This window comes from Variovorax sp. OV700 (assembly GCF_900099805.1).
In the GTDB taxonomy this organism is placed as follows: domain Bacteria; phylum Pseudomonadota; class Gammaproteobacteria; order Burkholderiales; family Burkholderiaceae_C; genus Variovorax.
Genome location: NZ_FNDR01000010.1, coordinates 220,755 through 242,114 on the forward strand (window position 1 = coordinate 220,755; position 21,360 = coordinate 242,114).

23 protein-coding genes and 3 tRNA genes are annotated in these 21,360 nt (G+C 61.2%); 19 read left to right on the forward strand and 7 right to left on the reverse strand.

The annotated features are described in order from the left end of the window. Positions 1-81: 81 nt before the first annotated feature. Both BLR24_RS22575 and BLR24_RS22580 read right to left on the reverse strand, forming a co-directional pair. Positions 82-1,074, reverse strand: coding sequence for a LysR substrate-binding domain-containing protein (locus BLR24_RS22575; RefSeq protein WP_093021016.1), 993 nt, complete (start codon positions 1,072-1,074; stop codon positions 82-84). 122 nt (positions 1,075-1,196) lie between these two features. After that, entirely contained in the window at positions 1,197-2,378 is a 1,182-nt protein-coding gene (locus BLR24_RS22580; protein ID WP_093021018.1) for a CaiB/BaiF CoA transferase family protein, read from the reverse strand. Here BLR24_RS22580 and BLR24_RS22585 point away from each other — a divergent pair. Both BLR24_RS22585 and BLR24_RS22590 read left to right on the forward strand, forming a co-directional pair. Next, a complete protein-coding gene (locus BLR24_RS22585; RefSeq protein WP_093021020.1) occupies positions 2,377-2,595 on the forward strand; it encodes a hypothetical protein in 219 nt (72 codons plus the stop codon). The genes BLR24_RS22580 and BLR24_RS22585 overlap by 2 nt on opposite strands. Continuing rightward, entirely contained in the window at positions 2,592-3,443 is an 852-nt protein-coding gene (locus BLR24_RS22590) for an HpcH/HpaI aldolase/citrate lyase family protein (RefSeq protein WP_093021021.1), read from the forward strand. The genes BLR24_RS22585 and BLR24_RS22590 overlap by 4 nt, the downstream gene beginning before the upstream one ends. On the opposite strand, the gene BLR24_RS22595 is transcribed toward BLR24_RS22590, so the two are convergent. From BLR24_RS22595 to BLR24_RS22610, 4 genes are all read right to left on the reverse strand, one after another. Next, a complete protein-coding gene (locus BLR24_RS22595) occupies positions 3,336-4,340 on the reverse strand; it encodes a LysR family transcriptional regulator (RefSeq protein ID WP_093021023.1) in 1,005 nt (334 codons plus the stop codon). The two genes, BLR24_RS22590 and BLR24_RS22595, sit on opposite strands and share 108 nt — an antisense overlap. 62 nt (positions 4,341-4,402) lie before the next feature. Continuing rightward, positions 4,403-5,377, reverse strand: coding sequence for a Bug family tripartite tricarboxylate transporter substrate binding protein (locus tag BLR24_RS22600; RefSeq protein WP_093021081.1), 975 nt, complete (start codon positions 5,375-5,377; stop codon positions 4,403-4,405). A 38-nt stretch (positions 5,378-5,415) separates the two neighbouring features. After that, entirely contained in the window at positions 5,416-6,099 is a 684-nt protein-coding gene (locus tag BLR24_RS22605) for an RraA family protein (RefSeq protein ID WP_093021025.1), read from the reverse strand. Beyond that, positions 6,099-7,232, reverse strand: a complete 1,134-nt coding sequence (locus BLR24_RS22610; protein WP_093021027.1) for a mandelate racemase/muconate lactonizing enzyme family protein — start codon at positions 7,230-7,232, stop codon at positions 6,099-6,101. The genes BLR24_RS22605 and BLR24_RS22610 overlap by 1 nt, the downstream gene beginning before the upstream one ends. Before the next feature lie 94 nt (positions 7,233-7,326). Here BLR24_RS22610 and BLR24_RS22615 point away from each other — a divergent pair, with 94 nt between their 5' ends. The 5 genes from BLR24_RS22615 to gph all read left to right on the forward strand — a co-directional run bounded on the left by BLR24_RS22615 (position 7,327) and on the right by gph (position 12,564). Then, the gene (locus tag BLR24_RS22615) at positions 7,327-8,217 is read left to right on the forward strand and encodes a LysR family transcriptional regulator (protein ID WP_093021029.1); all 891 of its coding nucleotides are present in this window, start codon (positions 7,327-7,329) and stop codon (positions 8,215-8,217) included. A 443-nt stretch (positions 8,218-8,660) separates the two neighbouring features. Next, positions 8,661-8,990 (forward strand): EthD family reductase, encoded by a 330-nt coding sequence (locus BLR24_RS22620; protein ID WP_093021031.1) that lies wholly within the window; start codon positions 8,661-8,663, stop codon positions 8,988-8,990. 165 nt (positions 8,991-9,155) lie between these two features. After that, positions 9,156-10,181 (forward strand): zinc-dependent alcohol dehydrogenase family protein, encoded by a 1,026-nt coding sequence (locus BLR24_RS22625; RefSeq protein WP_254787519.1) that lies wholly within the window; start codon positions 9,156-9,158, stop codon positions 10,179-10,181. Between the two features lie 90 nt (positions 10,182-10,271). Continuing rightward, positions 10,272-11,183 carry an NAD(P)-dependent oxidoreductase gene (locus BLR24_RS22630; protein WP_139188789.1) on the forward strand — a complete coding sequence of 304 codons (912 nt, stop codon included), beginning with the start codon at positions 10,272-10,274 and terminating at the stop codon, positions 11,181-11,183. 652 nt (positions 11,184-11,835) lie between these two features. Continuing rightward, positions 11,836-12,564, forward strand: coding sequence for a phosphoglycolate phosphatase (gene gph, locus BLR24_RS22640; protein WP_093021033.1), 729 nt, complete (start codon positions 11,836-11,838; stop codon positions 12,562-12,564). Positions 12,565-12,579: 15 nt separating this feature from the next. On the opposite strand, the gene BLR24_RS22645 is transcribed toward gph, so the two are convergent. Then, entirely contained in the window at positions 12,580-13,185 is a 606-nt protein-coding gene (locus tag BLR24_RS22645) for a chalcone isomerase family protein (RefSeq protein WP_093021035.1), read from the reverse strand. A gap of 327 nt (positions 13,186-13,512) precedes the next feature. Between BLR24_RS22645 and trpE the strand changes: the two genes are divergently transcribed. The 12 genes from trpE to BLR24_RS22705 form a co-directional block, all read left to right on the forward strand. Then, positions 13,513-15,015: an anthranilate synthase component I gene (gene trpE, locus BLR24_RS22650; RefSeq protein ID WP_093021085.1), complete on the forward strand. Its 1,503-nt coding sequence runs from the start codon at positions 13,513-13,515 to the stop codon at positions 15,013-15,015. After that, on the forward strand, positions 15,012-15,404 hold the full coding sequence (locus tag BLR24_RS22655) for a GxxExxY protein (protein WP_093021037.1): 393 nt from the start codon (positions 15,012-15,014) through the stop codon (positions 15,402-15,404). The genes trpE and BLR24_RS22655 overlap by 4 nt, the downstream gene beginning before the upstream one ends. Then, positions 15,401-15,985: an aminodeoxychorismate/anthranilate synthase component II gene (locus BLR24_RS22660; protein ID WP_093021039.1), complete on the forward strand. Its 585-nt coding sequence runs from the start codon at positions 15,401-15,403 to the stop codon at positions 15,983-15,985. Before BLR24_RS22655 ends, BLR24_RS22660 begins: the two co-directional genes overlap by 4 nt. A 7-nt stretch (positions 15,986-15,992) precedes the next feature. After that, positions 15,993-17,051, forward strand: a complete 1,059-nt coding sequence (gene ltaE / locus BLR24_RS22665; protein ID WP_093021041.1) for a low-specificity L-threonine aldolase — start codon at positions 15,993-15,995, stop codon at positions 17,049-17,051. 18 nt (positions 17,052-17,069) lie between these two features. Further along, entirely contained in the window at positions 17,070-17,732 is a 663-nt protein-coding gene (locus BLR24_RS22670; protein WP_093021043.1) for a LysE family translocator, read from the forward strand. Between the two features lie 22 nt (positions 17,733-17,754). After that, positions 17,755-18,777: an anthranilate phosphoribosyltransferase gene (trpD, locus tag BLR24_RS22675; protein ID WP_093021045.1), complete on the forward strand. Its 1,023-nt coding sequence runs from the start codon at positions 17,755-17,757 to the stop codon at positions 18,775-18,777. Between the two features lie 29 nt (positions 18,778-18,806). Continuing rightward, positions 18,807-19,607, forward strand: coding sequence for an indole-3-glycerol phosphate synthase TrpC (trpC, locus tag BLR24_RS22680; protein WP_093021047.1), 801 nt, complete (start codon positions 18,807-18,809; stop codon positions 19,605-19,607). Beyond that, complete coding sequence (locus tag BLR24_RS22685; protein ID WP_093021049.1) at positions 19,604-20,311, forward strand: uracil-DNA glycosylase; 708 nt, start codon at positions 19,604-19,606, stop codon at positions 20,309-20,311. Before trpC ends, BLR24_RS22685 begins: the two co-directional genes overlap by 4 nt. Positions 20,312-20,418: 107 nt before the next feature. Further along, positions 20,419-20,504, forward strand: a tRNA-Tyr gene (locus tag BLR24_RS22690). A gap of 65 nt (positions 20,505-20,569) precedes the next feature. After that, positions 20,570-20,643: transfer RNA gene (locus BLR24_RS22695), tRNA-Gly, on the forward strand. A 39-nt stretch (positions 20,644-20,682) separates the two neighbouring features. Further along, positions 20,683-20,757 (forward strand) — tRNA-Thr (locus tag BLR24_RS22700). Positions 20,758-20,830: 73 nt separating this feature from the next. Beyond that, a partial coding sequence (locus tag BLR24_RS22705; protein ID WP_139188790.1) for a GTP-binding protein occupies positions 20,831-21,360 on the forward strand: 530 nt, incomplete at its 3' end.

Sequence of the window (21,360 nt, forward strand, 5' to 3'; positions counted from 1 at the left end):
ACCGTCCCCAACGGTCACTGTGCAAATTGACGCCCCTAGCCGCCGTGCAATGTGCAGCAATGCTCCTTGAGCACTAGCCGACTAGAGCCGAGCAGGCTCTATCTCTTGGATAAACGGCTCAGATGCCGGAGGTTTGACCCGAGTGGCCAACCATTCACCCTCCTGAATGAGTTTCCAAGATACGTTGGTTATAGCCTCCGCCATCTTCACAGATGCCCTTGTCACGACCTGCAAGGGGTTTCTTGCCACAAAGACCCCTCTCCGAAAAATCGGCTTCACAATCCTGGCCGCCGACATTTGCCCTCGCTTGAGCTCTTCCGAAATGGCGGCGTGAGCCAACATGGAATACCCATGTCCATCCCGGACGAGTGATTTAATCAGTGTCAGGGAGTCGATCTCGAAGCGAACGTTGATTTTTCCTTCCAGGCGCTTGATCTTTTGATCCACGAGGCGTCTCAACCCATGATGGGCTGTTGGAAGTATCAAAGGAAAGCGATTCAACTCGAGAATATCGATGGAATCAATCGCCAGTCCGTCGTCGTCAACATCACCAAAGGCACCGGACTCTCCAACGAGAAACAGCTCCTCTACAGCTATTTGCTGCAAAGAGAGATGACAGCAATCCTGCGCGCTATAGAGCGCTCCTACATCGAGTTCGCCCCGAGTCAACCATTCACGGATGTGCCCCGACATTGCTTCCACGAGTGTCAGCTTGGCTCCCGGGGCAACTCTCTGGAACTCACTCACGAGACGTGATCCGATGAGGGTGGCCAAAGAGCTCGGAAGCCCAACCGTCACCTCGCAGCGCTCAAAGGTGTCCTCGAGCCTGATCTCGTCCCGAACGCGCCGCATGTCTGACAGAATCTTCAAGGCATGTTCGCGGAACACTTGACCTGTCTCTGTCATGACCACGCCACGCGACGTTCGCATGAACAACTTTGTGCCAAGCTCCTCTTCCAGTCGCAGCAGCATCTGGCTTAGAGAGGGCTGAGCAATATCGAGCTTGTCCGCCGCACTGGTCACCGATCCCATCTCCGAGGTCACCAGAAAGTATTTTAATTGTCGTTCGTCCATCGGAATCCCTGTGTTGGACTGGTACGCCCGGGGTGATCCATCTGAAAATTCTTGCGCAGTGGAACGCGGTCGTGTGGAGAAGGTGCCGAGGACGCAGTTGGTGGCGGAACTCGTGAGGCCACTTAGATTGCTTCTGCGACACGCAGCGCTGCGATGTCATTGGCGCTTCGACCAAGCGACTTCAATATCGCCTCCGTGTGCTCTCCAATCGCCGGCACCGCGCCCATACAGTACTCAAAAGCACTTTGCCTGCCGGGGGGCAGCAAGGCAGGTATCGGACCTGCGGGTGAGCCAACGTCACGCCAACGATCGCGAGCTGCGAGTTGTGGGTGAGCCCACAAGCCGGCCATGTCGTTCATGCGTGCGTTGGCGATTTGTGCGGCATCGAGGCGCTCGAGGACCTCCGAAGTGTTCAATGTGCTAAAGACCTCCACGATCATCGACCGGAGCGTCTCGCGGTTGCTATTTCGCTTTGCATTCGCGTCGAAGCGAGCATCGCTCGCGAGCGCGGTTGACAAAAGCACCCGTTCGCAAAACACCCGCCACTCGCGCTCGTTCTGGAGGCCAAGCATCACCGTGCCGCCGTCTCCGACGGGAAACGGGCCGTATGGATAGATAGTGGCGTGAGAGGCCGCGCTTCGTGGGGGAGGCGTGGCTCCGTCGTACGCGTAATACATCGGAAACCCCATCCATTCGGCCAGGGATTCCAGCATTGATACGTCAATATGCGATCCCTTCCCTGTTTTGCCGCGCTGCAGGAGAGCGGCGAGGATGGCGGTGTAGGCATACATGCCCGCAGCAATATCCGCAATCGAGTTCCCAGATTTGCAGGGTGCTTCCGGCGTCCCAGTGACAGAGAGAAACCCCGCTTCACTCTGAATCAACAAGTCATATGCCTTCTTGTCCCTGTAGGGGCCGTCCGCGCCATAGCCCGAAATGTCGCAGACGATAAGCGCCGGATGCTGCGCCTGCAGAGCTTTACCGCCCAGTCCCATTCGTGCTGCAGCCCCTGGCGCAAGGTTCTGAATCAGAACGTCGGCGCCGGCGATGAGCTCCAGAAGGATCGCGAGCGCTGTCGGTTGCTTCAGATCGAGTGTCAAGCTCTCCTTGGACCGATTCACCCAAACGAAATGTGAAGCTTCTCCATCAACGCGCTGGTCATAGGCACGTGCGAAATCGCCCACGCCAGGACGCTCGATCTTGATCACACGGGCGCCGAGGTCTGCCAATTGCCGCGTGCAATAGGGCGCAGCGATTGCATGTTCTAGCGAGATAACGGTTATTCCATCCAGGGGGCGCGTCATGCTGAAGAGCCTTTCGTCGATTCAAGCGGCGCGCAGCGTGCACGGCTTGGTGATCGCATTCTGCGAAGGGGGCGAACTCTCGGCCATCGGGATTTGGGCAAGCGGGACTTGCCAAGAATCGAGGTTCGGAGTAACCCCGTGCTCGCAGAATTCGAAGCCGGTCTTCGCGAAAGTGGAATTCCGCACCAATGCGCGTCATGAAATCATCCGGCGATGACAACAAGACTATCGCCACCCACCGCACCGTCTGCTGCAGCGGCCCGTTCTTTCCTCTTCGTGCCCGGCGACCGTCCTGATCGTTTTGATAAAGCTTGGGCGAGCACGGCCGACGAGGTCATTCTCGATCTGGAGGATGCAGTCGGTCCCGATCGCAAGGTTCACGCGCGCGCTGCCGTCAGTGCTTGGCTCAACCCTTCGAGACCTGTCTTCGTGCGGATCAACGCTGTGGATACTCCCTGGTACCAGGACGACTTGGAACTTCTGACGAATCCCGGCGTAGTGGGGATGATGGTGCCAAAGGCTGAAGTTCTGGACTCGGGACTCGTCTCGGCTTGCGCGACTCATGGCAAGCGGCTTCTGCCGATCGTCGAGACCGCTGTAGGTTTTCAGCGAGCGAGCGAGCTAGCAACGACCCGTTGTGTCGAACGCCTGGCGTTCGGTACCTTGGACTTTCAGGTCGACATGGGTCTCACCGGGGATGACGACGCACTTCTATACTTTCGTTCACGGCTGGTCCTCGAATCGCGTCTCGCGGGCATACAGGCGCCCTTGGATGGCGTCACGCCCGCAATCGGCAATGTCGCGGTCTTGAGCGCCGACACGGCGCGGTCAAGACGGATCGGCTTCGGAGGCAAGCTGTGTATCCACCCCTCGCAGCTGGATGAAGTGAACCGGTGTTTCGCGCCCAGTGCCGCTGACATCAAATGGGCTGAAGAGGTGGTTCAGGCCATCGCAAAGTCACATGGCGCAGCGATCGCGGTCGACGGAAAGATGGTGGACCGCCCTGTCATTCTGAAGGCCGAGCGAATCCTGGGCAGTGCTCGGCGCTTGCCGCGTGTTAGCTAGGTCGGCCGAAACTTGCGCATCGGTAAGCACCTCCAACAGCTTCGTGAGGGAAATCGAGCGTGGACGGTCCTTTTTTATGCAGGTCAGCATTTGCCGGACCGCCCATTCATCAGTGAGTGGTCGCACAGTCAAACCCATGCTTTGGCTCATGACGCTCGCTGCCTGATACGGAAGCAGGCCTACACCTAATCCTGACTGAACTACGCGGCAGACAACCTCGAAGCCCCGCACCTGCACGCGCAGTCGCAACCCTTTCTCAAAGTGGACCGCCTGCTCGGCGAGCAAGCGCATCATCGATGACCCGCTTTCGAGCGCAATCAGGTCGTAGTCGAGCACGTCGACGAAATCTACTGTTTCGTTTGAGGCAAGCGGGTGATCCTGCGGAACGATCACGGCTAGGCGATCGGTGCGATAGGGGAAGACTTCGAGACCGTCAGTTGCCACCCCTTCCACGATGATGCCCACATCTGCTTCACCAGCCAGGAGCGCGGCAACGATTTGAGCGCTCCAACGTTCCTCCAGGATCAACAGCACATCCGGATTGAGCTTCGTGAATCGCGCAAGATCGCCGGGCACAAACTCCGTCATGGTCGAAGTGTTCGCCAATACTCGGAGCTGCCCGCGACGCCCGGCTCCATGGTCGTCCATATCCGCTTGCATCTGGTTCAGTTGGAGAAGCATCGCCTTCGCGTGAACCAATAGAGTCGCGCCTGCGGGAGTCAGCTCGACACCCTTCGGTGAGCGTTCGAGCAATGAGCACTTGAGACGATGCTCCAGCAGGGAGATCCGGCGACTGGCCGCGGCCAACCCCATGTGCGACGACTCCGCCGCTCGCGTCAAGCTGCGCAGTTCAGCCGCTTTGACGAAGAGGGCGAGCGAATCTATGTCGGGAAGCATAACTTTCGGGTTGAACTAAGGTTACGTGTTTGTAAATGAGAGCTCCGAGCTACTAATCCCGGCTATTCAACATGTAGCTTGATCTGCTTGGCCACCGCGCCATAGGTAGCGAGTTCAGATTGGATCTGGGAATTCATCTCCTCCGACGAGCCGCCAACCGGTTCGGCGCCCATGTCGAGCAGCTGTTTACGCACACTGGGAGATCTCACCGTTTTTTGAATCTCTTCGGTGATCTTCTGAATGATTGCGGGCGGAGTACCAGAGGGTGCTAAGAGCCCAAACCAAGTCCCAGCGTTGAACCCCGGAATGACTGTTTCGGCCAGCGTTGGAACGTTTTTCAAAGCGGTGGATCGTTCTGAAGTGGTCACCGCCAGCGCGCGGGTCTTCCCGGCTTTTATTTGAGGCAGCCCCGAGGTTACGGTATCGAACATCACCTGAATCTGACCCCCGACGAGATCAGCCACTGCCGGCGCACTTCCCTTGTAGGGAACGTGAACCAGATCAACATCTGTCTTGAGTTTGAACATCTCACCCAGCATGTGATGTGCCGTGCCGGCACCGGCTGTTCCATAGTTCAACTTGCCCGGTTGCGACTTCGCCAACGCAACAAACTCTTGAATTGTCTGGGCAGGGACGTTGGCATTCACGACGATCACATTCGGAACCATCGCAATCACGCTGATTGGGGCGAAGTCTTTGCCGAAGTGATACGGTAGTTTTGTATATACGTTCTGTGCGATCGTGTGATGTGCAGCACCCATCAGCAGGGTATAACCGTCCGCAGGCGACTTGGCGACCATGTCAGCACCGATCGTCGCGCCTCCCCCGGCCTTGTTCTCAATCAAGACAGGTTGTCCCCACGCAGTCGACATCTGCTGTCCAACGATGCGCGCGAGGATGTCTGTGGTCCCCCCAGGTGGGAACGGAACGATGATCTTGATCGGCCGGCTTGGGTATGGCTGGGCTGACTGCGCCAAGGCTGTGAGGGGTGCCTCAACAATGCACACCAAGACAATCGCTTGCAACAATCTCTTCATTCTGGTCTCCTTCAATTTTCTCTTGCGGATAGATCCACTCAGCTGCCGGAAATGAAGTGGCAGCCCCCCGCATGCAGGGCTGCGTCGACCCAATGGCGGTCGACATCACCGCTTTGCACGGCCTGCAGCGTCGCAGATTCCTTGCGGCTCAGAGCCTCGGCTGCCTGCAGCACGGCGGGAACGTCATCCCTGGGTATGGTTACCACCCCATCGGCATCTGCGACGACGATGTCCCCGGCTCGAACCTGCATACCGCCGACAGATATGCATACGTTGATCTCACCAGGGCCAGCGCGGCTGGGCCCGCGAAGACACACTGCAGTTGAGTAGACGGGCAATGATTGCTCCCTCAGGAACTGCAGATCCCGGACTGCACCATCGATCACAAATCCCGCGATACGCCTCTTTGAGGCCAGCGTGACCATGATCTCCCCAACGAGGGCTTGTTCAGCGAAGCCCCCGCCATCGACCACGATGACATCGCCTGGGCGTGCCAGGTCGATTGCCTTCTGAACCATCAGGTGGTCCCCCGGTCTTGTTCGGACCGTGAGCGCGCATCCGACGAGACGCGTCCCATCATGCCGCCCAACTAAATGTGATCCCGCTGCCTGCGGCTTCCCCATGCAATCTGCCAGCTGGGCGGCCTCGTAACGACCTAGTTGATCAACTAATTGAGCATCCAATACGGTCGGCATTGGATGGATCGCGAAGCGGGCGCTCATCACATCACCCGCTCACCGAATTTCCGAATTGCGCTCTCCGACAAGGTGAGGCCCAGTCCAGGCTGCTCTTTGAGCTTGAGGCGGCCATTGACAATCTTCGGCGCATCTTCGAACAGTTCAGCCTGCAGGGGGTCGCGTTCGGGATCGGTGAAAGCTTCCACAATGTAGCCAGCGGGACTGGCCGCGACGATATGCGCGTGAATGAAGCAATCATGGTGAGGCGCGACCTGCACGTGATTAAGCTCGCATAGGCCTGCCAGCTTTCTGCCTTCGGTGAATCCACCCATCATCGTGCAGTCGAACTGCAGAATTTGGATTGCGTGCTCTTCAAGCATGGCACGACACCCATAGCTGGTGACTTCGCTTTCTCCGCCGGACAACGGAATGCGAGTCTTCTGGGCCAGCAACTTAAGGCCCCTCCGGTCGTCCTCCCATCGAATCGGCTCTTCAAGCCATCGAGGATTCAAGGGCTCCAGCAGCCTGGCGCCTTCGATGGCCGTTGCCAAGTCCCACGCACGATTGGGGTCGACCATGAAAAGCGCTTCGGCACCGATTGCTTGTCGCATCACAGCCATGCGTTCGATGTCTTGGCCCAGCGGCAGGCCACCTGCTTTCACCTTGAAGCCTGTGTGGCCCTGCTCCTTGAGCATCAAGACTTCGTCGCGCAGCTCTTGGTTATCCTTGCCATCGCGGTAGTAGCCACAGGTCACATATGCGGGAACTTCATCGCGGTATCCGCCAAAGATCCGGAACAAGGGCATCTTCGCGGCTTTGCCAACGATGTCCCAACAAGCGATATCCACGGCCGCGCTGATGCGAATCAGCGCCTCGCGGGACCATCCCTTCTCGTTAGCGGTCTTGCTTGTCGTTAGTCGGAAAAGCTTTTGATACAGCCGCTCCGGCGCCAGCGCGTCTTCGCCGAGGATCTGGTCGGTCAGCCCCGCTTTAAAGGCCTTGATCGCTTGATCGATGGGCGTATAGCTGGTGGCGAGGCCGAATCCATCGATTCCCTCATCTGTATAGAGCCGTACCAAAATTTCGTTGGCGGTTGGCACGATGAAATGGCTGGTCCAATGAGGGCGCCCCTGTGGAGGTGCTCGGAGCGCAAACACTTCGATTCGATTGATCTTCATGGTTCCACTCTAGGGCTCACCCCCACGAGCCCAAAGCGACATCTACCGAAACGAGCATTCGGCATAGCCGAACGCTGGCTGGCAAAATGCCTGCATGCACTACGACCTGGTTGATCTGCGCGTATTCCTGGCCGTCTTGGACGAGGGAAATTTGTCCCGGGGAGCGGTTCGCTGCAATTTGGCGCCTTCCTCAGTCAGTGCCCGGATTCGGTCTCTTGAGGAGGCGGTGGGCACGCGATTGTTGCAGCGCAATGCAAGAGGTGTCAGTTCCACACCGGCCGGCGTAGTCCTTGCAGAACACGCGCGCCGTCTGCTTGCACAGTTGGAGCAAATGCATGCCGACCTGTCGCCATTTGCGCAGGGCGTCACGGGGCATGTGATCCTTTTCGCGAACACCAACGCCATCAACTCCTTCTTACCAGATGATCTGGCCCATTTCTTCAACGAGCATCCTTCGGTGCGGGTGAGCTTGGAAGAGCGGAACAGTGGGACTATCGTGGCGGCCTTGCTTGAGGGAAGAGCCGACGTGGGGGTGCTAGCCGTAGAGGAAAGGCACCCCCTTCTTGACTACCTTCCCTATCGAATTGACGAACTCGTCCTGGCAGTTCCGCGCGGTCACGCGCTGAGTAGGAAACGCGCGGTTCGCTTTTCCGAATGCCTCGAATTTCCCTTCATCAGCCTCTTGCAAGGCGCTGCACTGCATACATTTCTCGTTCGGCACGCCGGAGACATTGGTGGAAGATTGGATCTGCGCGTTCAGCTGGCAAGCTACGAGGCCCTTTGCAAACTTGTTGGTAGCGGCGCCGGAATAGGCCTCGTGCCGCGCTCTGCAGTATCCGACGACGCCAGAGACCGGGTGAAGTTGATCACTTTGGCCGAGCCATGGGCGCATCGTGAACTGAACGTGGGCCTGCGAAAGGTGCGCGAGCCAAATTTTTACCGCGACGAGCTAGTAGCGTGCCTGTCGACGCAGCGAAAACATTGAGTTGGTCTGACAACCGAGCTGGCAGCGATAAGCGGGGCCCTGCCGGTCTGACATAGGCGCGAGACCATGCCGTTTTGTGTGGCGGGCGCACACCAAGTCCTATGGTGCACGGTCTTGTGGTCGGTGCACAACTTCATCCGCATTTGTCGATTGCCTTAAGGGCGCAAGTGTGGAGGATGGGTTGGCTTTCAGGCACATCGACACGCCAAAAGTTGCTCGAAAACGGGGGAGGGTTTCTACCGAGTTCGACAATCCGAAAGTCTCTGTTGTCCAGAAACTGATATTCGGATTCGCGCCCTGTGCCTAGTATCCCGACCTCGAGCGACGCATCAAGTAAGTAGGCATGAATCGGAGGGCTGATGCCTTGTGATTCGCTGAATACAGGGCATCCTCTCAGTTCTATTTTTTGCGTGCCCCTATATCGGCAAGCACTGGAGTAATCGATGAAGCCCAACTGCGTCAAACGCCTCGGACTCGTAGTCAAGAAGGCGAGCATGTCACATGAAGAATTTGTCCAGCATTGGTTTCACGTTCATGCCGAGCTATGCAAGAAGCTACCCAACATGCGTCGGTATTCGGTGAATCTCGTTGATCGTGAGCGCTTTCCGGAGTTCGGCTATGACGGATTTTCGGAACTGTGGTTCGACTCCGAAGCGGCGCTCGTGGCCTCGTTGGCCAGTCCAGAAGGAAAGACGCTGCTCGCCGACCTGCCGAATTTCACAGAACGCATCTATCCCATTCTCAGCCACGAGTACCACCAAATCTGGAGTTGACTGAAGTGACGGCGGGGATGCCTCTATCGGTGAGATCCATCTCGCCCGACGCAATGTCAGCCTAGCTCATTTGGCCGAGGGTGCTTCGACTCTGCAGCTCCGATTGGCTCGATTAACGCTCTTTCGACTCGTTCCTCCATCTTCGCAAATTGCCTTGGAAAACCAATGACCAGCATCCCTTCGACCATGAAGGCTCTCGTAGCCAAAGGGTTCTCGCTCGACTCCCTTGAACTGGCCGATAGACCCGTACCCCAACCGAGGCGCGGCGAAATTCTGATTCGCGTTCGCGCCGTTAGTCTCAACTATCGTGACTTGGCGGTGCTGACGGGAACCTACATTCCCAATCTGCCGCTGCCATTCGTGCCTGCCTCGGACGCATGCGGCACGGTCGTTGCGATCGGTGAAGAGGTCAACCGGTTCGCCGTGGGGGATAGGGTGACGCCGATCTACACCCAGGGTTGGCACGACGGGTTACCCACTCCGCAACAGCGATCTTCGCGCACGCTGGGTGCGCCCCTGGACGGTGTGCTGCAGACCTATATCGTGGTCCCAGCAGAGGACGCGGTTAGGGCTCCGGACCTGCTTTCTGACCAAGAGGCCTCGACCTTGCCTATAGCCGGATTGACCGCATGGTCCGCACTTGCCGAGGGCAATGTGAAGCCGGGCGACACCGTCCTCGTTCAGGGAAGCGGAGGCGTTGCGTTGTTCGCGCTTCAGTTTGCCAAGGCTGCAGGTGCGACCGTCATCGCGACATCGTCTAGCGATGCAAAACTCGAGAAGATGAAAGTGCTGGGCGCTGATATAGGGATCAACTACCGGACGACTCCCGAGTGGGAACATGCGGTGAAAGACGTGACCGGCGGGCGAGGTGCCGACCTCATCGTCGAGACGGGGGGCGCTACCCTCTCGCAATCACTAACGGCTACCGCTTTTGGCGGATTCGTGGCCGTGGTGGGCTTTGTAGCTGGCTACAACGCAACCATTCAGCTACGACAACTCATCGGACCTGTAGTTCGGGTGCAGGGAATCGCAGTTGGTTCGCGCGCGCGCTTCGATGCGATGAACAGGGCTATTGCTGCTAATAACATCCGTCCCGTCATCGACAGCACCAGAGACATTTCCGATGCGGTCGCCGCGTTCAAGCACATGGAAGGCGGATCGCACTTCGGCAAGGTTGTCGTGACGCTATAGCCCGCGGCACACAACCTAACTCGAGAATCAGCAAAGCGCGGAACGCCGAGCTTAGATTTGCTGCCCGTCATTCTCAGCATGAGGAAAAAGATGCTCACGACAACCACAATGAAAAATATTGGGATGATTGGCATTGGCTTGATGGGACATGGCATTGCCCAAAATATCCTCAAGCACGGTTATGCGCTGACGGTGCTCGAACACTCCGGCAACCAACCTCTGGACCAGTTGAAAGCGGCTGGTGCGACGACGCAGGCCAGCGCCGCGGAACTCGCAGCGGCCTCGGAAGTCGTCATCCTATGCGTGACGGGTACGCCACAGGTGGAAGCGGTATTGCTCGGCGATGGGGGCGTGTTGCAGGGGCTTCGGCAAGGAACGGTGATCATTGACTGTTCGACGGCCGTGCCCTCGTCCACCGAACGGATTGCTGAGGCCGTGAAGGCCGCGGGGGGGCTATTTCTTGACGCGCCGATGACCCGAACTCCGAAGGAGGCTGCCGAGGGTCGGCTTAACCTGCTGGTTGGCGGTGATGGGGAACTATTCAATCAGTGCCGTCCCCTGCTGGCGTCGTTTGCCGAAAACATTAACCACGCAGGGCCGATCGGCGCGGGTCATCGCATGAAGCTGCTTCATAACTACGTTTCTCTCGGATTCGTTGCTCTTCTGTGCGAAGCCGCTGCTTGTGCTCAGCGCTCCGGGATCGCGTCCGAAGTATTCGTTGACATTTTGGCGAAGGGCGGAGGGGGAGGCGCGGCGTTGGAACGCTTGAGGCCATACCTCGCGTCTGGCGATTCGTCAGCATTGCGCTTCGCCATGTCGAACGCCAAGAAGGACCTCGGGTACTACAACACGATGGCCAACGACATTGGGGCAGCAAGCGTCATCGCTGAGGCTATCCATCAAACCTTTGCTCAAGCGCTTGATGAAGGTGGCTCGAACGCGATGGTGTTGGACCTAGTGCCACTGCTAGCGGCGCCGACCGGATCGACGTCAGCAGGTTAGAGGCAATCTTTCAATCGCACCCGCGGCAGGTCGAGAATCACGGCGGGAACCTCGCGCCGACGATTTCTGGGCCGCGGTCTCGCTTCGAGAACGTCGATGAGGCGCCGATGCTTCAGACGCCTTTCGCCAAGGCACGCAAGCTGACCGAACTTTTCGGCGGCGACGCCAAGTGGTTCGATGCGTTCTCGTAGCGGCGCAATGGCCGCGCGTCCTACCCATGTGGTCTCAGGGAGACCAAGCGAAATTCGACGGGGCTACCAAAGGTTGGGTGTGCTTCTCTCGGCCGATAGGTGCACGAGCTGCGACCGCGGGGGCAGTTTGCGCATGGGCTGACGAAATCATGGGCGGCATTGTGCCGCGTGTCAGTCCTTGGCCTTGTTCTTGGGTCAAAATGGGATCACTGGTCGCTTACAGCAATGGTGATGAGCGTTGCTGTTGAGCGCGCCCGAGCGATGGCGACGCAGAACAAGCGCCGCTTCTCGGCGTACTCGTAGGAATCTCCACCAGACACTGCCAACTGAAGCACGAGGTCGTCAGCGACTCGGCTGGTGGCGGCTTGCGTCTTATCTAGGATCTTTGAAGAATGTTTTGAACTCTATTTCTTCATGCCCGGTAAAGTACCAAACAGTTTTTTGAACTCTGTTTGTTTGTTTTGAACTCTATTAGCTTCGACCACACCCGCTTCGATGCCGCCATCGTCGATCTCGACGGCACCATGGTCGACACGCTCGGCGATTTCGCGGTGTCGCTCAACCACATGCTCGCCGACCTGTCGTTGCCGCCGGTGGCTCCAGCGGCCATCGAAAAAATGGTGGGCAAGGGTTCGGAGCACCTGATTCATTCGGCGCTCGCGCATGTGATGTCTTCCAACGAAGGCGCCGTGGCGGGTGCCGGCGCGGAGGTGCTGCAGGCACGGGTGCAAGCGCTGTTCGACCGGGCCTGGGAGCGCTACCAGCACCACTACCTGGCCATCAATGGACAGCACTCGGCGGTGTACCCGGGCGTGGTCGAGGGGCTCAAGGCGCTTCGGTCGCGCGGCCTGCGCCTGGCCTGCCTCACCAACAAGCCGACTTCGTTCGCCAAGCCGCTGCTCGCCGCCAAGGGGCTCGATGGCTTCTTCGAGTTCGCCTTCGGTGGCGATGCCTTCGCGCGCAAGAAGCCGGACCCGCTGCCGCTGCTGAAGACCTGCGAGGCGCTGGGCACCGTTCCTGCGCGCACGCTGATGATCGGCGACTCGAGCAACGACGCCAAGGCCGCACGTGCGGCCGGCTGTCCGGTGCTGCTCGTGACCTATGGCTACAACCATGGCGAGCCGGTGCGCGGTGTGGATGCCGACGGCTTCGTGGATTCGCTCGCCGAACTCGATCGCGCGGCGGCCTGAGCCGGAAGGCCGCGGCTACGGCTGCTTTCCGAGCAGCGCGTCCTTCAGTTTCCAGTCGGCCGGCACGGGGCCGAGCCAGATGCGCAGCAGCGCGTTGAAGAAGGCCTGTTCCTTGATTGGGTCCGGCTGTGCCACGCCGCGCACGGTGATCACCGTGCCCGTGCCGGGCAGCCAGTCGATGGTGAAGGTGTCGCCGGCCTTGAGCTGCTTCTGGTCGGCGAACATCTGTCCCATGCGCAGCAGGCCCGGAATGAGGTTGACCATTTCGCTCTTGGGCGAGTTTTCTTCCACGCCCTTGGTGAAGAGCTTGCCGAGCTCGTTGGCCTCGATGTCGCGCAGCATGGTGATCGCCACGCGCTTGGGGCCCGGCGCGGCCAGCGCCTCTTCGGGCGTGGAGACTTTCTTGCCCACGTAGAACCCCGCCGTGTAGACCTTGAACACGGCCTTGTAGCGCACGCCCGCGCCATTGAGCTGCAGGGTGCTGCCGCGCAAGTCGAGGGTATCGTTCAGCTTGACGCCGGCCACGTCGACCTGGGCGGCCGAGGCGCCGAGCACGGCCGAAGCGAAGGCCAGGGCGGCCAGGCGGGAGAACGACAGGGTCGGGAGCGAAAAGGCGGACAAGGGGTTCTCCTCGATTTGCGAACGGTCGTGCTAATGTATCTTTTCGTTCTACCCCGTCCCCCTCGGGGGAACCCTGAAGCGAGCTGTTGCACGCGGCGCGTTTTCGTGGGCTAAACTCCACGCTCCATGTTCGTTCATCACATCATTCAAACAGGTGAAGGCAGCCGGGGAGCCTGGCCCTGGCGTCGCCATACATCGCTGACTGTTTGATTGCACGGCGCACGCCGTGCGCCCGCGGTACCGGATCGCTCATCGACTCCGGACCACCAGTGAATGACCTTGCCACCGGCCAAACTCGAGCGCCGGAGGCAATTGGAGAACGAATCCGTGATCACCGAACTTGAATTCAAGAGCCTCAGCGCCCAGGGCTACAACCGCATTCCGCTGATGGCCGAGGCCTTTGCCGACCTCGAAACGCCTCTTTCCCTCTATCTCAAGCTGGCCCATTCGCAGGGCGGCGGCAAGCACAGCTTCCTGCTCGAATCGGTGGTGGGCGGCGAGCGCTTCGGGCGCTACAGCTTCATCGGACTGCCGGCTCGCACACTGCTGCGCGCCAGCGGCTTCGGCGCCGAAGCCGTGACCGAAGTGGTGACAGACGGCCACGTGGTCGAGACCGCCTCGGGCAATCCGCTGGATTTCGTTGCCGAATATCAGAAACGCTTCAAGGTGGCGCTGCGGCCGGGCCTGCCGCGTTTTTGCGGCGGCCTTGCCGGCTATTTCGGCTACGACACGGTGCGCCACATCGAGCGCAAGCTCGAAAAAAGCTGCCCGCCCGATACGCTGGGCTGTCCCGACATCCTGCTGCTGCAGTGCGAAGAGCTTGCCGTCATCGACAACCTCTCGGGCAAGCTCTACCTGATCGTTTATGCCGATCCGAAGCAGCCCGAGGCCTATGCGGCGGGCAAGCGCCGCCTGCGCGAGCTGAAGGAAAAGCTCAAGTATTCGGTCAGCGCACCCATCGTGAAGCCCACGCAGCCGCATCCGCCCGAGCGCAGCTTTGCCAAGGCCGACTACCTTGCGGCCGTGGAGCGCGCCAAGGAGATGATCGCCGCCGGCGACTTCATGCAGGTGCAGGTGGGGCAGCGCATCAGCAAGCGCTACACCGAGTCGCCGCTGTCGCTGTACCGCGCGCTGCGTTCGCTCAACCCGTCGCCCTACATGTACTACTACCACCTGGGCGATTTCCACGTGGTGGGCGCCTCGCCCGAAATCCTGGTGCGCCAGGAGAACACGGGCGAGGGCGAGCAGAAGATCACCATCCGTCCGCTGGCCGGCACGCGACCGCGCGGCGCCTCGCTGGAGCTCGACAAGGCGGCCGAGGAAGAACTCATCAACGACCCGAAGGAGCGCGCCGAGCACGTGATGCTGATCGATCTCGCGCGCAACGACATCGGCCGCATCGCCAAGACCGGCACTGTGAAGGTGACCGAGGCCTTTGCGGTGGAGCGCTACAGCCACGTGATGCACATCGTGAGCAACGTCGAGGGCACGCTGAAAGACGGCATGACCGCCATCGACGTGCTCAAGGCGACGTTCCCGGCTGGCACGCTCACCGGCGCGCCCAAGGTGCACGCGATGGAACTCATCGACCAGCTGGAGCCCACCAAGCGCGGCCTGTACGGCGGCGCCTGCGGCTACATCAGCTATGCGGGCGACATGGACGTGGCCATCGCCATCCGCACCGGGATCGTGAAGGACCAGATGCTGCACGTGCAGGCCGCGGCCGGCGTGGTTGCCGATTCGGTGCCCGAGCTGGAGTGGAAAGAAACAGAAGCCAAGGCGCGCGCACTGCTGCGCGCCGCCGAGCTGGTCGAGGAGGGGCTGGAATGAGCAACGTACCGGACATTCAGAACGATTTCTCGCACGAAATCATCGGCGCCGCCGTCGAGGTTCAGCGCGTGCTCGGCACGGGCCTGAGTGAAGACGCCTATGCCGCGGCACTGGCCATTGAACTCGCAGAGCGCGAGATCGGTTTTGCGCAGGGCGTGGCGCTGTCCGCGAGCTACAAGGGTCGTTCGCTGGGCGACGTGTACCGCGCGGGCTTCGTGGTCGAGCAATCGGTCATCGTGGAACTCAAGGCGGTCGACGTGCTGACCGACCTGCACCGCGCGCAGGTGCTTGCCGCGCTGCGGCTCTCGGGCCTCAAGCTGGGCCTATTGATCAACTTCAACGTGTTCCCCGTCGTCAAGGGCGTGCACCGGATTGTGAGCAAGCCATGAAACTGCTGATGATCGACAACTACGATTCCTTCACCTACAACATCGTCCAGTACCTGGGCGAACTGGGTGCGGATGTTCAGGTGCACCGCAACGACGAGATCACGGTGGCGCAGATCGGCGAGCTGATCGCCTCGGGCGTTACGCGGCTCGTGGTGTCGCCGGGCCCTTGTTCGCCGGCGGAAGCGGGCGTTTCGGTGGCGGCCATCAAGGAATTCGCGGGCAAGCTGCCGATTCTTGGCGTGTGCCTCGGCCACCAGGCCATCGGCGCGGCCTTCGGCGGCAAGATCATTCGCGCGCAGCAACTGATGCACGGCAAGACCAGCGAGATCACGACCACGCAGGAAGGTGTGTTCGCGGGGCTGCCCGAGAAGTTCACCGTGAACCGGTATCACTCGCTGTCCATCGAGCGCGAAAGCTGCCCGAAGGAATTGGCGATCACCGCCTGGACCGACGACGGCGAGATCATGGGCGTGCGTCACACCGGCTTTGCGCAAGACGTGCGCATCGAGGGCGTGCAGTTCCACCCCGAATCGATCCTTACCGAGCACGGCCACGCGATGCTCAAGAACTTTCTGGATTGACCACGCCATGACGGACTGCTCTTCCATCGTCGACCTGCGCAGCGACACCGTCACGCAGCCCACCCCGGCTATGCGCGAGGCCATGATGGCGGCGCCGCTCGGCGACGACGTCTTCGGCACCGACCCGAGCGTCAACGCGCTGCAGGAGAAGATCGCCGCGCTGCTGGGCTTCGAGGCGGCGCTGTTCGTGCCGACCGGCACTCAGAGCAACCTGTGCGCCATCCTCTCGCACTGTGGGCGGGGCGACGAATACATCGTCGGGCAGCAGGCGCATTGCTACCGCTGGGAAGGCGGCGGCGCGGCGGTGTTCGGCAGCGTGCAGCCGCAGCCGCTCGACCATGCGCCCGACGGCACGCTGCCGCTTGCGCAGATTGAAGCGGCCATCAAGCCCGATGACGCGCACTTTGCGCGCACGCGGCTGCTGGCGCTGGAGAACACGCTCGGCGGCAAGCTGCTGCCTTTTGAATACGTGCAGGCCGCGACCGATCTGGCCAGGAGCAAGGGGCTGCAGCGGCACCTGGACGGGGCTCGCCTCTTCAACGCCGCAACGGCGCAGGCGGCGCTGAACAAGCGCAGCGACATTCGCGCCGAAGCACGCCGCATCGCGCAATGCTTCGACAGCGTATCGGTCTGCTTCAGCAAGGGCCTTGGAGCGCCCATCGGTTCGGCGCTGGTCGGTTCGCGCGACTTCATCGCGCGGGCGCACCGCATCCGCAAGATGGCGGGCGGCGGCATGCGGCAAGCCGGCTTGCTTGCCGCGGCGGCTTCGCATGCGCTCGACCACCACGTCGATCGGCTGGCTGAAGACCATGCACTGGCCCGGCGACTGGCAGAGGGGCTCGAAGGCATCGAAGGCCTGAAGGTCGAGGCGCCGCACACGAACATCGTGTTCGTCGACCTGACGGGTGCGGCGCAGGCTCGTTCTTCGGAACTATTGGCCCACCTGAACCAGCAGGGCATTCTTGCGACCGGGCTCTATCGCCTGCGCTTCGTCACGCACCTCGATGTCGATGCCGCCGGCGTGGACCGCGCCGTCGCCGCCATTCGCGGCTTCTTCAACGCCTGAACTTCAAGGAGCTGTGCGATGCCCGATCTTCCGCATCTGCTCGCTTTCATCGCCGCCGGCTGGCTGCTGAACCTCACGCCGGGCCCCGACGTGCTCTACGTCGTGACGAATTCGCTTCGCTCCGGTGTGCGCGCCGGCACCGTCGCCGGGCTCGGCATCACCGCCGGCTGCTTCGTTCATATCTTTGCCGCCGCAGTCGGCGTCGGCACCCTGATGGCCACGTCCGCAGCGGCCTTCGCGGTGCTCAAGTACATCGGTGCGGCCTATCTGCTCTACCTTGGCGTGCGCATGGTGCTCTCTCGCGCGGCGCCACCCGCCGACCTGGGCAAGGCCGCGGCCGCGGTGAGCGGGGAGCGCAGCCTCAAGGCGATCTTCCTCGGCGGGTTCTGGACGAACGTGCTCAACCCCAAGGTGGCGTTGTTCTTCCTGGCTTTTGTGCCGCAGTTCATCGCGCCCGGCGCGGACAACAAGGCCCTGTACTTCGTGCTGCTGGGCGTGCTGTTCAACCTCAACGCAATCCCCGTCAACGTGGGTTGGGCCGTGGCGGCTGGCTGGATGGCGCGCCGCGGTGCCGTGCAAAAAGGCATGCACTGGCTCGACCGCGCGGCGGGCGTCCTCTTCATCGGCTTCGGCCTCAAGCTTGCGTTCACGGATGCGCCGGCGGCCGGTGCCGGACACTGACAAAACACTCAGGAGACTTCCCATGATCACTCCCCAGGAAGCGCTGCAGCGCACCATCGAGCACCGCGAGGTCTTCCACGACGAGATGCTGCACATCGTGCGGCTCATCATGAGCGGCGAGTGCTCGCCCGTGATGATGGCGGCGCTGATCACCGGCCTGCGTGTCAAGAAGGAAACCATCGGCGAGATCACGGCGGCTGCGCAGGTGATGCGCGAAGTGTCGACCAAGGTGCCGGTGAAAGACACCACGCATCTGGTCGACATCGTCGGCACCGGCGGCGACGGCTCGCACACATTCAACATCTCGACCTGCTCGATGTTCGTCGCGGCCGCGGCGGGTGCCAAGGTGAGCAAGCATGGCGGTCGCAGCGTGTCGAGCAAGTCGGGCAGCGCCGACGTGCTGGAGTCGCTCGGGGTCAACATCAACCTGCAGCCGGAGCAGATTGCGCGCTCCATCGAAGAGGTGGGCATCGGCTTCATGTTCGCGCCCAACCACCATCCGGCCATGAAGAACGTCGCGCCGGTGCGGAAGGAATTGGGCATCAAGACCATCTTCAACATCCTCGGTCCGCTGACCAACCCGGCGGGCGCGCCGAACATCCTGATGGGCGTCTTTCACCCCGATCTGGTGGGCATCCAGGTGCGTGCGCTGCAGCGCCTGGGCACCGAGCATGCCATGGTGGTGTACGGCCGCGACGGCATGGACGAGATTTCGCTGGGCGCTGCCACCATGGTGGGCGAACTCAAGGACGGCGAGATCCGCGAATACGAACTGCACCCCGAAGACTTCGGCTTTGCCATGTCGAGCAACCGCGCGCTGCGGGTGGAAACGCCCGAGCAGTCGAAGGCCATGCTGCTGGGGGTGCTCGACAACCAGGCCGGCCCGGCACTGGACATCGTGCTCCTCAACGCCGGCGCGGCGCTGTATGCGGCCAACGTGGTCGATTCGATCGCCAAGGGCATCGAGCGCGCACGCGAGGCCATTGCATCGGGCGCCGCGCGGGCCAAGCTGGCTGAACTCGTCAAGGCCTCCGCGGCCGTTTGAGCCGCAACAGATTGGTTGGAACACAGAACATGTCCGATATCCTCGACAAGATCATTGCCGTCAAGCGGCAGGAAATTGCTGCGGCGCAGAAGAGAAGCCCGCTCGAAGCGGTGCGCTTCGACGCCGAGAGCCGCGTGCTGACGCGCGATTTCGAAGGCGCGCTGCGCGCCAAGATCGCTGCCGGCCAAGCCGCGGTGATTGCCGAGGTCAAGAAAGCCAGCCCGAGCAAGGGCGTGCTGCGCGAAGACTTCATTCCGGCCGACATCGCCCAGAGCTATGCCGAAGGCGACGGCGAGATCAGCGCCGCCTGCCTTTCGGTGCTCACCGACAAGCAGTTTTTCCAGGGCAGCGTCGACTATCTGAAGCAGGCCCGCGCCTCGTGCGACCTGCCGGTTCTGCGCAAGGACTTCATCGTCGATCCCTATCAGGTGTACGAATCGCGTGCGATGGGCGCCGATGCGATCCTATTGATCGCCGCCGTGCTCGATGACGCCGAGATGAAGGACTACGAAGCCCTGGCGCGCGGGCTCGGCATGGCGGTGCTGGTCGAAGTGCACGACGCGGCCGAACTCGAGCGCGCACTCAAGCTCAAGACGCCGCTCATCGGCGTGAACAACCGCAACCTGCGCAATTTCGAAGTGTCGATCCAGGCCACCATCGACCTGCTGCCCAAGCTGCCGGCCGATCGGCTGGCAGTGACGGAATCGGGCATTGCCACGCGCGAGGACGTGGCCACGCTGCGCGCGGCCGGCGTGCACGCCTTCCTGGTCGGCGAGGCCTTCATGCGGGCCAAGGAACCCGGCGAGGCGCTCGCTGCACTGTTCAAATGAATCGGCCGGACCAGCTGTCCAGCAGCGATCCCGCCGACTGGCCCGTGGCGCCGGGCTGGCAGCCGCTGGTCGACGAGTTTTTCGGCAGCATCGTCGGGGTGAAGCTGCGCAGCTTCCTGCGCGAGCGCCTCGATGCCGGCGCCGTGATCTTTCCGCCGCAACCGCTGCGGGCGCTGGAATTGACGCCCCCCGAAGACGTGCGCGTGGTCATCCTGGGCCAGGACCCGTACCACGGGCGTGGCCAGGCGGAGGGGCTCGCGTTCTCGGTGGCGCCCGGCGTGGCGCTGCCGCCATCGTTGCGCAACATCTTCAAGGAGCTGCAGCGCGACCTCGGCACGCCGCCTCCCCCGTTCCCGAACCCGGGCGGCAGCCTGGTGAAATGGGCGACCCGCGGCGTGCTGCTGCTCAACACCTGCCTCACGGTCGAGGAGGGGCAGCCCGCCAGCCATTCGGGCCGTGGCTGGGAAGTGCTGACCGATGCGGTCATCCGCCATGTATCAGGCGGCGAGAAACCTGTTGTTTTTATGCTCTGGGGCGCGCACGCCCAAAGTAAGCGCGCGTTGATCGACATTGAGCGCCATAAGGTGCTGATGTCGAATCATCCGTCGCCGCTTTCCGCGTTGCGCCCGCCCGTGCCTTTCATTGGCTGCGGACATTTCGGCGAGGCGCGTGCATGGCGGGAGGCGCGCCAGGCGGGCGACTGAATTCGCGGATAATCCCCGCAGTTCCGCCTCGTGCAGTTCCTCACGCTTCTTCTTGGTGCTGGGGGTTCTGTGTAGTCACAAAACCGTGCTATATTTCGAGGTTCGCCGGAGAGGTGGCCGAGTGGTTAATGGCAGCAGACTGTAAATCTGCCCTCTTACGAGTACGCTGGTTCGAATCCAGCCCTCTCCACCAGCGATGAATTTGGTTTCTAAGAGCGATTGGATCTAGCGCTTTGGGTGCCTTGGAGTGCCCCCGATGCGGGAGTAGTTCAATGGTAGAACCCCAGCCTTCCAAGCTGATGACGCGGGTTCGATTCCCGTCTCCCGCTCCAGAGACCCGGTTCGACGCCGGAAGCGATTGGTTAGACAAAGCCCTTTTGGCTCAGTGGTAGAGCACTCCCTTGGTAAGGGAGAGGTCGCGGGTCCGATTCCCGCAAAGGGCACCAGTTTCTGGGGGTTGCAACAGCTGGTTTGCAACCCATCTGCATACGTTGAAATCGTTTTTTTCGGAGTCGAAAAATGGCAAAAGGTAAATTCACCCGCACCAAGCCGCACGTGAACGTGGGCACGATCGGTCACGTCGACCACGGCAAGACCACGCTGACGGCGGCCATCGCCACGGTGCTGTCGGCCAAGTTCGGCGGCGAAGCCAAGGCCTACGACCAGATCGACGCAGCGCCCGAAGAAAAGGCCCGCGGCATCACCATCAACACCGCCCACGTCGAGTACGAAACGGCCAACCGCCACTACGCTCACGTCGACTGCCCCGGCCACGCTGACTATGTGAAGAACATGATCACCGGCGCCGCTCAAATGGACGGCGCCATTCTGGTGTGCTCGGCCGCTGACGGCCCCATGCCCCAGACCCGCGAGCACATCCTGCTGGCGCGCCAGGTGGGTGTGGGCTACATCATCGTGTTCCTGAACAAGTGCGACATGGTCGACGACGCCGAGCTGCTCGAGCTGGTCGAAATGGAAGTGCGCGAGCTCCTGGACAAGTACGAATTCCCGGGCGACGACACCCCCATCATCCACGGCTCGGCCAAGCT